The organism is Chitinophaga lutea (assembly GCF_003813775.1).
In the GTDB taxonomy this organism is placed as follows: domain Bacteria; phylum Bacteroidota; class Bacteroidia; order Chitinophagales; family Chitinophagaceae; genus Chitinophaga; species Chitinophaga lutea.
Map to the genome: position 1 here is coordinate 2,915,250 of NZ_RPDH01000001.1, position 12,071 is coordinate 2,927,320.

At 53.7% G+C, this 12,071-nt stretch carries 10 protein-coding genes; 3 read left to right on the forward strand and 7 right to left on the reverse strand.

Annotation, left to right across the window (positions count from 1 at the left end; all coding sequences use genetic code 11):
- Positions 1–33: 33 nt before the first annotated feature.
- The gene (locus EGT74_RS11835; RefSeq protein WP_123846705.1) at positions 34–834 is read right to left on the reverse strand and encodes an MBL fold metallo-hydrolase; all 801 of its coding nucleotides are present in this window, start codon (positions 832–834) and stop codon (positions 34–36) included.
- Positions 835–905: 71 nt separating this feature from the next.
- On the opposite strand from EGT74_RS11835, the gene EGT74_RS11840 reads away from it, so the two are divergent.
- Complete coding sequence (locus EGT74_RS11840) at positions 906–1,253, forward strand: DoxX family protein (RefSeq protein ID WP_123846706.1); 348 nt, start codon at positions 906–908, stop codon at positions 1,251–1,253.
- Between the two features lie 84 nt (positions 1,254–1,337).
- Here EGT74_RS11840 and EGT74_RS11845 read toward each other — a convergent pair whose 3' ends face one another.
- On the reverse strand, positions 1,338–2,219 hold the full coding sequence (locus tag EGT74_RS11845; protein ID WP_220392844.1) for a glutamate--tRNA ligase family protein: 882 nt from the start codon (positions 2,217–2,219) through the stop codon (positions 1,338–1,340).
- A gap of 153 nt (positions 2,220–2,372) precedes the next feature.
- Between EGT74_RS11845 and EGT74_RS11850 the strand changes: the two genes are divergently transcribed.
- Both EGT74_RS11850 and EGT74_RS11855 read left to right on the forward strand, forming a co-directional pair.
- Entirely contained in the window at positions 2,373–2,798 is a 426-nt protein-coding gene (locus EGT74_RS11850; protein WP_123846707.1) for an SRPBCC family protein, read from the forward strand.
- 398 nt (positions 2,799–3,196) lie between these two features.
- Entirely contained in the window at positions 3,197–3,772 is a 576-nt protein-coding gene (locus EGT74_RS11855) for a hypothetical protein (RefSeq protein WP_123846708.1), read from the forward strand.
- Positions 3,773–3,916: 144 nt separating this feature from the next.
- Here EGT74_RS11855 and cfa read toward each other — a convergent pair whose 3' ends face one another.
- The 5 genes from cfa to pncB all read right to left on the reverse strand — a co-directional run bounded on the left by cfa (position 3,917) and on the right by pncB (position 11,853).
- Positions 3,917–5,026 carry a cyclopropane fatty acyl phospholipid synthase gene (gene cfa / locus EGT74_RS11860; protein WP_220392845.1) on the reverse strand — a complete coding sequence of 370 codons (1,110 nt, stop codon included), beginning with the start codon at positions 5,024–5,026 and terminating at the stop codon, positions 3,917–3,919.
- Between the two features lie 165 nt (positions 5,027–5,191).
- A complete protein-coding gene (locus EGT74_RS11865; RefSeq protein WP_123846709.1) occupies positions 5,192–6,427 on the reverse strand; it encodes a PepSY-associated TM helix domain-containing protein in 1,236 nt (411 codons plus the stop codon).
- 64 nt (positions 6,428–6,491) lie between these two features.
- Positions 6,492–7,724 carry a DUF4374 domain-containing protein gene (locus EGT74_RS11870; RefSeq protein WP_123846710.1) on the reverse strand — a complete coding sequence of 411 codons (1,233 nt, stop codon included), beginning with the start codon at positions 7,722–7,724 and terminating at the stop codon, positions 6,492–6,494.
- Between the two features lie 20 nt (positions 7,725–7,744).
- Entirely contained in the window at positions 7,745–10,123 is a 2,379-nt protein-coding gene (locus EGT74_RS11875) for a TonB-dependent receptor (protein WP_123846711.1), read from the reverse strand.
- Positions 10,124–10,677: 554 nt separating this feature from the next.
- The gene (gene pncB, locus EGT74_RS11880; protein WP_123846712.1) at positions 10,678–11,853 is read right to left on the reverse strand and encodes a nicotinate phosphoribosyltransferase; all 1,176 of its coding nucleotides are present in this window, start codon (positions 11,851–11,853) and stop codon (positions 10,678–10,680) included.
- Between the last annotated feature and the right edge of the window lie 218 nt (positions 11,854–12,071).

Sequence of the window (12,071 nt, forward strand, 5' to 3'; positions counted from 1 at the left end):
GGCTCGTGATGCAACTCTTTTACCCCGGAGCCGCTACCGGAATATCTTCAGGTACCGTTCAATGGAAAATAGGGTATGCTCCGCCGCATTTTCCCGGAGGTAGTGCCCGAAAGCGCCGTACATGGCATCGTAGTTCAGCGGCAGCAATGTTTCTTTTATTTTCAGGATGGCTTTCTCGGGAAGCGGGATATAGTTCGGGTAGCTGTACATGAATGATACCGATTGGAGATCGGGGCAGACCTGTATCGCATCGCCCACCAGCAGCAAACCATTCCCCGCGTTGTAATGCAGGATGGCTGCGCCGTCGAAGTGCCCGCCGGTATGCACCAGCTTCACGCCGGGCAGCAGGGAGTGTTCGGCCCCTTCCCAAAACACGATGTTAAAATCTTTCCGGGCTACCCATTGCCGGTCGCCTGCATGAATGTACACCGGCACATCGCCGAAGCGCACGCTCCATTCAGCCATCGTGGTGTAATAGTGCGGGTGGGAGATGGCGATGCTATGAATGCCGCCGAGGCGTTCCATCAGTTCGACGGTGCTGTCGTCGAGGTTAGCGATACAATCCCATAGCACGTTTCCCTGCGGCGTGATCAGCAGGTGCGCGCGCTGGTTGATGGCAAAAGCAGGCGCGGTATAAATGGCGAACAGGTTGTCCGTCACTTTTTCGAATATGTTTTTATACTGTCTGTTGACTGCCGGCAGGGTGGCCCAGCCCTGGCCCTTTGGGTTGACGTACTGGCGCTCGTCTTCACAGATCATACAATGTGCGGGCGCAGCGGTGGCTGGTGCATACTGGGTGCCGCAGGTAGTGCAGAGGTAAGCGGTTAGTGACATGTTAACAGGTTAAACGTTCCGGCAATAGTACAACAAATTGCGTTAAATTCAGGAACACATATCCTACCACTATGGCAGTAAAAATCATCGGCTCCATTCTCATTCTCGTTGCATTATACATGGGTGTAAAACAGGGCTGGGCCATGCTTTCCGCCAAACCGCAGATGCTGGAGATGTTCGGCAAATGGCATATCGGCAAAACCTGGGTGGCGGTCATCGGCGCGGCCACATTGCTCGGCGGAGTACTCATCCTGTTCCCGCGCACTTTCCTGTTGGGCAACTTTCTGTCGGCGGCGGTAATATTACTCATCATCTGCCTGCAGCTGTGGATAAGGGATTTGAAAGGGGCAGCGGTGGAAGTGCCTTTCCTCTTGCTGTCTTTTCTGATCATCTATTTGCAGCATCCGCTGGCGAAGTAGTCTGCCGGCGGGATGGAAGCTACTGACTGCAATCCGGGTAATGATGGCGCAGGGCAGCCAACCCGGGATACGGCATCCACGAATTTACAGCACAGCGTCCGTTAGTTCGAGATAATCCCGTACAGGTGCGGCTATACCCATCATCGCGCCAATGGCGCTGAATATTTCATGCGGCGCTTTGCCGGATTTCCTGAGAAATTGTACCGAGGTGGAGCCCGCCGATTTCGACATTTTCAGATCGCCGGTTTCGAGAAGCAACGGGTGATGGTGGAATACTTTCTCTCCAAAGCGGCAACCGGGTAGTAGGGTGGAAAGATAGATCTGCGCAAGGGTGGACGGCCAAAGGTCTTCGCCGCGGATAATACCGTCTACCCCGAAATGTTCATCATCTACGACCGAGGCCAGCTGATATGCCGGGAACCCGTCTTTTTTCCGCACCACAAAATCCTTCATTTGCGCCGGTAATGCTGTTTCGATTACAGGGCCTTCCAGCGTGCGCACCCGCAACGTTGCATCGTGAGCGGTTCGCAGCCGCCATGCTACGCCAGGTGTATCGAGGGGAATGTTTTTATCGCGGCAGGTACCGGGGTAAACACCGTCTTTCCCTGCCCGGGCGATCTGGGTCCTGGAGCAATCGCAGGCGAACACATGCGGTTTCAGTTCCTCCAGGGCCTGTTGGTACAGCGGGAGGCGGTGCAGCTGGCTCCAGGTATTTTTGTATGCCGGATAGTCTTGCGGTCCTTCTGAAAAGGGGATGTTGAGGAAGTGAAGCGTGTCGAAAATATCCTGCACAAAAACCTCGTTTGCCCTTTCCTGGTCGAGGTCGTCGATCCGCAGCAGTACGGCGGCATTCATCCTGGCGGCCAGCCCCGCCGTGAGCGCAAAGGAAAATACGTTTCCCAGGTGCAGAAAGCCGCTGGGAGTGGGGGCTATCCTCGTTTTCGAAAAGGTTTGCAGTGGCTCCATCGGTTGCAAAATACGGTTTACGGGCGGAATTTTCCCGCTGTCGCAATTGACCTGAACTTTGTCGGATTCAGACATGGCCTGAATAAAAACAAGCCCCTATTTTTGTATCGTCAATCACACAAACACAAACACTCAAATAAAAAACATTCAACCATGGAACCTACAAACAGAACACAGATCACAGTTGCAGCCACCGTACAGGCCCCCATCGAAAAAGTATGGCAATATTTCAATGAGCCTGCACATATCACCCAATGGGCACAGGCGTCGGAAGACTGGCATGCGCCTCACGCCGAAAACGACTTACGGCCCGGCGGAACTTTCAAAACCACGATGGCCGCTAAAGACGGCAGCTTCAGCTTCGACTTCGGCGGCATTTACTCCGATGTGGAGGAGCATAAACTCATCGCCTACACGCTGGGCGACGGCAGAAAGGTAAAAGTGACCTTCAGCCCCGAAGGCAGCGGCGTAAAAGTGACGGAAGTTTTCGACGCGGAGGATACACATCCCGTTGAAATGCAGCAGGGCGGCTGGCAGGCCATCCTCGACAGCTTCAAAAAGCATACGGAAAACAACTGATACAGGCGGCCCTGCAGGCAGCCAAAAGCCCCGGCGATCATCGCCGGGGTTTTTTATATACGAACTTATTGTTATTTGTGACGATGTGTGCGGGGCTGCCGCAAAGGGCGTGTATCCGTTCATAAAAAACATGCTCCAAAAGGAAAAAACATGCGTTTAATTGCGTAACTTAAGCATTGCTTAGGTGCACTAATTGTGTCGGCTCAGATTGTCTGTTAAATCTCGTTTGGTAGAGCATGCGTCGTTTGGAACGTTTGAGCTGCTGCCCCAGTCAACCAGGATCGTAAAAGGAATATTGACGGATGCGCGCACAGGTGCCGGCATCCGTTTTTAGTATAGCCCATACCGGTAAACACTCGAAATAACTTCAACTATTTTATAACTAAAATTCTCTCTCTATGAAAAGGATTGCAACCCGAATTGTATATGTTTCGCTGGTGGCCGTAGCCATGCTCTTCAACGCGTGTTCCAAGGAAGGCCCCGCCGGTCCGGCCGGCGCAAAAGGCGATCAGGGCGCCCCTGGCCCGGGTGGCCCCGCTGGTCCTCCCGGCCCCGCAGGCACCGCCAATGTTATTTATTCCGCCTGGCTGAAGGTGACCTACCAGGAAGACCGCAACCAGGCCGGCGATACTCTCTACGGCTATTTCGCCGAAATCCCCGCGGCCAAACTCACCAAAGACATCCTGAACATGGGGGAAGTCAAAGTGTACTTCAACTACGGCACCACCGCCACACCCATCATCGAGGCGCTGCCGATTACCGATTTGTTCGGCGGGCTGCTGATTTCAGCTACCTACCTGGAAGGCAAGATCAGCCTGTATTCCAATGCCAACGCAAGTTCCGCCACCGTGAGCGGACAGGAACGGTTCCAGTACCGGTACATCCTGATACCGGGCGGTACTACCGCGCGAAAGGCATCCGTAGACTGGAACGATTACAAGGCGGTGCAGCAATACCTTGGACTGAAAGACTAACCTGTACAATTTTATAGCAAAAGAGGCCGGAACTTCCGGCCTCTTTTTTATTTTGAATAGATGCGATCGGTTTGCAATGACCGCGGCTTCGTTCCATCCTCCTTCAATTCCTTTTTCCGGAAGCGGCTATCCCGGTGTAATGAATCAGGCGAACCGGTACCCTCCTTCAATCCCTTTCTTCGACAGCACCAGTTGCCAGAGCTGGTTTTTCCGGGCCCGGAAAGAGCCTGCGCAGGAGAGCAGGTAATATTTCCACATGCGGTAAAAGGTATCGTCGTACCGGGCTTTGAGTTTGTTCCAGTTGGCGGAGAAATTCTCGAACCAGGCAGTGAGCGTTTTGTCGTAATCGACGCTGAAATTTTCCCAGTGCTCCATCACAAACAGCCCCTCGATGGCCTTGCCGATCTGGCGGATGGAAGGGAGCAGGGAATGCGGGAAAATGTATTTGTTGATCCAGGGGTCGATATAGTCGGTGGAGGTGTTGGAGCCGATGGTATGCAGCAGGAACAACCCGTCGTCTGAAAGGCAGTTGTGCACCGTTTGCATATATATGTCATAGTTCTTCAGCCCTACGTGCTCAAACATGCCGAGCGAGGAGATGGCGTCGTAGCGGCCGGTCAGCGCCCGGTAATCCATGAGCTGGATGTTTACCGGCAGGCCCTTGCACAGCTGCATGGCGAGTTCGGCCTGTTCTTTCGATATCGTGATGCCGGTGACCTTAACCTGGTATCTTTCCGCCGCGAATTTGGCGAAGCTGCCCCAGCCGCAGCCAATATCGAGCACATGCATGCCGGGCTGCAGTTTAAGCTTCCGGCAGGTGAGGTCGAGTTTCTGTTCCTGCGCCTCGTCGAGGGTATGGGCATTGCCCCAGAACGCGCAGGTGTACACCATCCGTTTGTCGAGCATCCCCTGGAACAGGTCGTTGCCCAGGTCGTAATGCGCCGCGCCGTTACGGTAGGCTTTGGAAGGGCTCTGTGGGTTGAAGAGGCGGGAAAGCAATACTTCGCCTTTGACGGCCAGGCTCCTGCGCGCCTTTTTGTCCAGTTCGCTGCGCAGCACCCGGCTGAAAAACTCATCGAGGCGCTGGCAGTCCCACCAGTTGCCCATATAGGATTCACCGAGCCCCAAAGAGCCTGCCGCCAGGGCCTGGGTATAAAAATGATCATTATGCACCTGGATATCCCATGGACTATTGCCGTTCACAGTGATGCCGGCGGAGGAGAGGAGCTGACTGATGATTTTCTTGGCGTTCACGGTAAGAAGTATATAATGGTTAACACGCAATGGCTTAGAAAAGTTAACGGATTTGGCGAAGAAAAACAACTATTCCTGCGCTCCGGCGGGTTGTTGCCGGTAACGGGATGTATTAAAAAAGGCCGCCCCGGTCAGGGACAGCCTTTCGCATTACAGTAGGCTGCGTCAGGGCGCCATTTCCACATCCGCCGCTGTTCTCCGGTTTAACGGTTTTTTGCCGGCGGGTTTCTTTCTTTTCTTTCCATACCAGATGATGAAACCCGTGATGGGTAAACTGGCGCCGATCAGCGACCCGAAGAATGCCAGCACTTTACCGGGGAAGCCCAGGATGGAGCCCACGTGAATGTCGTAGTTCATTTTCCGGAGCTTTTCCCCCGCCGAGGCCTCTTCGTAGGCAGGCGCCTTGGAAGGAAACATTTTCGCCGTATGCTGGTCGAACTGGTAATTCCTGTGATTGTAGAATTTTCCGGCAGTGGGATAAATGGTGATGCTGATCGTCGATTTGGGTTTGGACGTATCTGCGAAACTGTAATAGAATCCCTGCGCTTCGGGGTGTTTGGTCACCACCTGTGCCCAGGCCGCATCCATGGCCTGTACCGGCGTGAAATGCCTGCCCAGCTGCAGGGAGTCGGATACGGCGCCGCCGCCGAAAGGATGCAGCGTTTTACCCCCTGTGGTGGCCCAGTACATGCTTTTGCTGTACCATTCAATGCCGTACACCATGCCGGTGAGCGCCATGGCCAGCACCACCACCAGGGAATAGAAACCCAGCACGTTGTGCAGGTCGTAGTTCACCCGTTTGAAAGAGGCTTTCCATTTGATGGAGAAACTCTTTTCACGGGTGCTTTTTTTCCATTTTTTCGGCCACCACAGCACCATGCCCGTGATAAGGATGAACACAAAAATGAGTGTGCCGTAATTCACCACCGGCCGCCCGATTTTGTAAGGCAACCATAAAAAGCGGTGGCCGTTGAGCGCCCAGCGGAAAAAATCCACTTCGCCTTCTTGCTGCTCTTTAATGCTGATCACATGGCCGGTGTAAGGATTCACCCGCAGGGTGGTATTGCCTCTCCTGCCTTCGCCCAGTACCACGTAGGCGGCTTTGCCTTGTTGATACATGGCATAGTTCATCCGTTTGCCGGGATAAACGGAATCGGCAATTGCTTTCAGGCGCGAGGGCGGCAGCACCGGCGCTTCCTGGCGGGCCACCCGGGTTTCGGGTTCCAGCAGGGTGGTGATTTCGTCGTTAAAAACCCATACACAGGCCATCACGCATACGATCACCATGATAATACCGGTGACCAGGCCCAGCCACAGGTGCAGCCAGGCGGATACGCGGTAAAATAAACTGCGCGGGTGCTTTTTCTTTGGTTGGGCGGGTGGAAGTGTTCTGCTCGTCATGGCTTCTTCAGGTTCGGTGAAATGAACATGCTGCCTGGGTAATCTTCGCAGCAGCATGTATGGACTAATAAGTCAGTTTTGCGATGCCGGTGATTTTGCCGCCATCCACTTTCAGGCCGCGGGTGGCTTTGGCGGTAACGGCGTCGAAGGCGTAGACGTAGCTGCCTTCTGCGTCGGTGATGCCGACATAGATGGTTTTACCGTCTCCCACCACCAGGTTGCAAAGGCTGGAAGTGGAAACGATATCGGCCGGCGCCCCGGTTACCCAGGCGAATGTCTGGGTGAGCACATCTGCCACGGCGAATTTCTTTTTGCCGGTGGTTTTCCCTTTTTCGGCATACATCTCCAGCAGGAATTTCCCGTTGCCGAAATACGTCTGGGTGGCGAAGCGATGGCCGCCTGATGCGGTTTCGAGGTTGAAGAAATAATTCTTGTCGAATTCCACGGCGTCCTTTTTAATACGCACTATGGCGGACGGTTTGGTACTCGCAGGCGCGCCGGCAGTTGTGGCCGATGCTCCGGAGAAACCATACAGGTCGCCGTCTTCGATCTGTACAAGACCGCTGTTGAAATAGGCGCCGAGAAAGCTGGTACGGTTGTCGCGGATAACCCTCTCCAACTGCAGCTGGGGATATGAAAACACTGCCACCCAGGTACTGTCCGGGAATGAAGTGCCGAATACATCGGGCGCGGCGCCCTTGATGCTCATATAGGGCGCGAACAACTTGTTGCCAGCCTGTGTAGCCCATGTAAAGTGTGCCCGCTCTCCGTTGCCGGCGAGGTTAACGATGTTGACCTGGGCTTCGCCGACGATCTGTGATTTATTGGCATCTATCCGGAAAATCAGGGCGTTCTGGTTGCCGGAGCGCGGTACTTTCATGGTCACGATATCATCCCCTATGATAGTATGCACCTGCACGGTTTCGCTCTGGAAGTCGGATACCTTGGTGAGCTGGCCCGCTGCATTCAGGTTGTAGGTGGTAACGGCGCCGGGGTTGCCCTGGCCGTACAACAGGCTGAAAAAGCGGTTGCGGTGGGTGATGTAATAACGGTATGAACCGTCCTGCTCCTTGCCGTTCCCCAGGGTGGAGATCGTGCCCGAAGTCAGATTGTCCGCCGTCAGCAGGTAATCGGCCACGCCGGTCGACGCGATGGGCGCGGACGCAATGATATATTTCGTTTTGCCGGTACCGCCGCCTTCACCGCCGTTACCGGGTTTATTGCTGTCTTTGGAGCAGGCCGTCCACAGGGTGCCCATACACAAAACCGGGAGTAAAAATTTGTTTGCCTTTTTCATGTTGCTGTTTATTAACTGGTTTATTTTTTAAAGAAGTATCTGAGTTTAACATAAAATGCCCGGCCGGGTTTCTGCAGGCTGAAATTGTCGTACAGCCGCGCATCCATCAGGTTTTTACATTCCAGCCCGATGTTGTACCTGCCGTTGGCGATGGCGTACACGGCATTGATGTCATGGCTCAGCTGCCGGGGGATGTCGAGCTTGTCGTCACCCAAACTGGGCCAGTACAGGTAATAGGCGTGCACAAACAGTACATTGTAACCCAGGCTCAGCGTGTTGCTTTTCCAGCCTACATTCGGCAGGAAAATGGACGCATCAGCATTGCCGAACAGAAAGGGCATGTTCGGGATCCGGTCGTTATACAGGATGCTGTACTCGCTGGAACCGGGCTCAAACCGGGTTTTGTTGCGGATGTTCTGGTAGGTAAGGTTCACGCCTGCCGTGAGCAGGTTTTTGAAAGAATACCTGATCTCCCCGTCGGCGCCTGCATTGGTTACCCGGTCCCGGTTTTCCATCACCTGTTTGGTCTGGTTCTGGTTCAGGGAGGCCCTGATGAAATCGCTGGTATTACGGTAAATCAGGTTGCCGTCGAAGTTGAAGCGGTGCACCTCGTTGATGTCGAAATGGTAATGCACGCCGAGGTTGAAATTGTCGCTTTTCTCCGGCCGCAGCGAAATATTGCCTTCGAGATTGAGGAGGTCGCCGAACAGCTCGTAGGTGTCGGGAAGCCGGTAGCTTCTTTCGTATGAGCCTTTCACCTGCAATTGCGGGGTGATGAAATACGACGAAGAAATACCGTAGCCGGTATTGTTGAACTTGTTCTCCTGGTTGCGGTAGGCGATGTCGCCCCAATTGCCGGTAGGGTTGTACGATTGTGCATACTTCGTTTGCTGTATGAAATATTTTACAAATACGGACGTGCTCCAGCGGGGATCATAATCGAACTTGTAACCCGCACCGATGATGTTTTTTGTGAGTTTTTGCGGCTGCTCGTATTTCACGCTTTCGGGATACAGCTTGTCGGAGCCTTTCCGGTCAAAGGTGTTAAACACATGGTTGAGCATAAAAGAATGCCGCCCGGCGAACCGGTAATCGACCGTAGTGGTCAGCAGCCCGTTGTTGTTGCGGTATTTGTATAAGGTGCGTTCCCGCTCTCCGCCCAGGCCATTGTACGTTTTGTACTGCTGGAACCAGTTGTACCGGCGGTAGAAGGTATCCACATTCTGTTCTTCGCCCAGGTTGTAGTTACCGGACACGCGCACATTCAGTCCCTTTACGAATAGATCGTTTTTGGCATATTTGAGGCTGGGCATTACGATGTTGCCGCGGGTGTAAAACTTCCCGAAAACGCTCACCATGCGGGCGCCCGTCTGCACGTCGGCGCGGTTCTGGCCGAGGGTGATGCCGAGCAGTAATTTGTCGGCGTACTTTTTATTCACCACGCCCACATTGGCGATGATGGTTTCGTTGTGATAATTGTCGTGAAAGCGGCGCACTTTCTGGTTGGGATAGTAAGCGCCGGTATGGATGTCTGCCACGTCTACATGTACGTGGTAATTGTTGTCCGAATAATTCTGGAATGCGTTGAGCTGGAAGGCGAAACCTTTGCCGGTAGTGAGGCCGGCGTTCACCGCGCTCCGGTGGGTGTTGAACGAACCGTAGGAGTAAGATACATCGAAGTATGTGCGCTGCTGGCTGCCGGTCGCGATGTTGACGGCTCCGCCCAGTGCATCGGATCCGAGCCACACCGGCACCACGCCTTTGTACACTTCCACGCGCTCGGCGAGGTTGATGGGGATATTGTTCAGCTGGAAGGAGGAGCCGAAATTATCCATGGGAATGCCGTCGATAAAAAAGCGTACCTGCCGGCCAGTAAACCCGTTCAGGGAAAAGTTGATGCGGGAACCCAGCCCGCCGTTTTCCCGTACCCGTACGCCGGATACCCGGTCGAGCGCATGGGAAAGGTCGAGCGTGGAATTGTACAGTTTGGTAGCATCGATGGCGGTGACGTTGTATGACTGGCGGTTCACCTCCTGCGTAAGCGTACGCCCGATCACCGTTACTTCATTGATGTGCTGTGCGGTGGCGCTTAGTTTGAAGTGCAGCGACTGGTTGCTGCCCGCTTTCAGGGCAATCTTCCTTTCCTGTTGTACATATCCCAGCGCCGTTATCACGATCGTGTAATCGCCGGCCGCCAATGCGGGCAACGTATAAAGGCCTTTGGTGTCTGAAAGGGCGCCGGTTTGGGTGTGCAGCACTTTTATCGTGGCAAAAGGGACCGGCGCACCGGCCGCATCGCGCACATAGCCGGAAACAAAGGCATGGCCGGTTTGCTGCGAAAAAGAAGAGAAGAAACAAAGGCATAGGAAGCCTGCTGACAATACTTTTATATATTGCATTTGCTTTTGGATTTTGACGAGTTCGAAAGTTCCACCCTGGTGGATGAGCCGTGTAGTTGACCGCTGTGCGGCTCTTTTATTTGTTAAAGCCCTGGAGATATGTTGTGTGGATTTTATGTCATGTCCGGTAAATTGATTGAAACCGCAAAATTCGTACAGGGCTTACGTTTAGCATAATCGGATCAGGAATAATAATTGCGAATTAGGGAATTTAACCGCTTGTATTTTACGATTCAATACTTGTGCATTTTGGATAATAAATTCCGTTTTGGGTAAGGTGCTACCGGTGTTTGTTTGCGGAATGCGTGCTGCCGGCTTCCGTTATGGACAACTGTTTGGAGATGTTACCGAATTTCCCGTCTGTTAAAATCGTTTTCCCATTTTGAGAAATGGTTGTGTGGATGCTGTTTCAACTTCGCGGAGCGGTTAAAAAAATACGCCCGGTATTGAGACCTGTAAGAACAAAACGCGCTCATCTGCTCACCATACTGAAAGATTCAGCAGCCGGTAGCGGCCTTTTATCCCTGTTGCGTTTATGGTATAAAGAGTGGAGGTTAACCGATGCCCAGTATGATTTTGGCGAGGTGGATCATGTCTTCACTGCCGGTATATTTGCCGGGCTCGTCGGAGAGTTTCACCACTTCCGTCCATTCCCCGTTCTGGGAACAGGCTTCGGTCATTTTGATGACGATGTTCATGGCGGCGGGGCCGGCGTCGTTGGTGAGGTTGGTGCCGATGCCGAACGACATGCCGATGCGGTTCCTGCAATGCTCCGCAATGCGGGCTACCTTTTCATAATTCAGCCCATCCGAAAAAATAATGGTTTTACTGCGCGGGTCGATGCCCATGCGCTGATAGTGCGCTACCACCTTATCTGCAAAGAGCAGTGGGTCGCCACTGTCGTGCCGCACGCCGTCGAACAGCTTCGAAAACATTTTATCGAACTGGCGAAAAAATACGTCTGTCGTATATGTGTCGGAGAGTGCAATGCCGAGGTCGCCCCGATACACCTGTACCCAGTGTTCCAGACCGAGGGCGTTGGCCATCTTGAAGCCGTACCGGGCGGCGTGGAACATGAACCACTCATGGGCATGGGTGCCGATAGGTTTGGTCTGGTGCAGCATGGCCATATGCACGTTGCTGCTGCCGATGAAGGGCCCGGTGCCGGATGCTTTCAGGACCCGCATCACGAGGCGGTGAACCTGGTAGGAGTGCCTTCTGCGTGTTCCGAACTCCGCTACGGTAACGCCGAGGGCGCGGTATTTTTCGATCTTGTCCGTTGTTCTGCGCATCACTTCTTCGTCGCTCACCCGGCTGGGCTCGCCAAGCAGGTAATACAGTTCGCAGATGAGCGACATCAATGGTACCTCCCACAAAATAGCTCTGTACCAAAGGCCTTCCACCCGCACCTCCAGGTCGGCGCCGGTCTGTTCGATATGCACTTCTTCGGGATCGTAACGATAGCCTTCCAGGAAATCGAGGTATACGGGGTCAAGGTAAGGGCAGGTTACCTGGAGGAAAACTTTCTCGTCGCGGGTCAGCTGCAGCTGTGCCATCCCGTTCACGGCGTCGCGCAGGGCCGCCGCAAAGCCGGGCGGGAAGGCGTGTTTACCGCGGTTGATAAACCTGTAGCGGGCCTTCGCGTAGGGAAACAGGCGTATTACGCCCTGCTGCATGGTGAACTTGTAGAAGTCGTTGTCGAGTATCGAGGCTAAAAGGTTCCGGTGCATACCGGAAGTTAGGGATAATCCGGAAATATAAGACGGCGGAGGCCGCGCAAATTGAACTGCCGGAAGCCCCAGTGACGGCGATTTTATCCGGAACGGCGGGTGCGGGTATCCGGCCTGGCGGATATGTGTTTTAAGAGAAGCTGGTTTTTAACACCATTTTAGGAAATAAATCGTCCCGGTAAAATGGCTCAAATCAAATGTGGAAGCCGTTCTCCGGA

Excerpts from the sequence above, each read along its gene's own strand:
- EGT74_RS11865 (WP_123846709.1), bottom strand. The coding sequence starts at position 6,427 with ATGACGAGCAGAACACTTCCACCCGCCCAACCAAAGAAAAAGCACCCG.
- EGT74_RS11850 (WP_123846707.1), top strand. The coding sequence starts at position 2,373 with ATGGAACCTACAAACAGAACACAGATCACAGTTGCAGCCACCGTACAG.
- EGT74_RS11875 (WP_123846711.1), bottom strand. The coding sequence starts at position 10,123 with ATGCAATATATAAAAGTATTGTCAGCAGGCTTCCTATGCCTTTGTTTC.
- pncB (WP_123846712.1), bottom strand. The coding sequence starts at position 11,853 with ATGCACCGGAACCTTTTAGCCTCGATACTCGACAACGACTTCTACAAG.
- EGT74_RS11855 (WP_123846708.1), top strand. The coding sequence starts at position 3,197 with ATGAAAAGGATTGCAACCCGAATTGTATATGTTTCGCTGGTGGCCGTA.
- EGT74_RS11870 (WP_123846710.1), bottom strand. The coding sequence starts at position 7,724 with ATGAAAAAGGCAAACAAATTTTTACTCCCGGTTTTGTGTATGGGCACC.
- EGT74_RS11835 (WP_123846705.1), bottom strand. The coding sequence starts at position 834 with ATGTCACTAACCGCTTACCTCTGCACTACCTGCGGCACCCAGTATGCA.
- EGT74_RS11845 (WP_220392844.1), bottom strand. The coding sequence starts at position 2,219 with ATGGAGCCACTGCAAACCTTTTCGAAAACGAGGATAGCCCCCACTCCC.
- EGT74_RS11840 (WP_123846706.1), top strand. The coding sequence starts at position 906 with ATGGCAGTAAAAATCATCGGCTCCATTCTCATTCTCGTTGCATTATAC.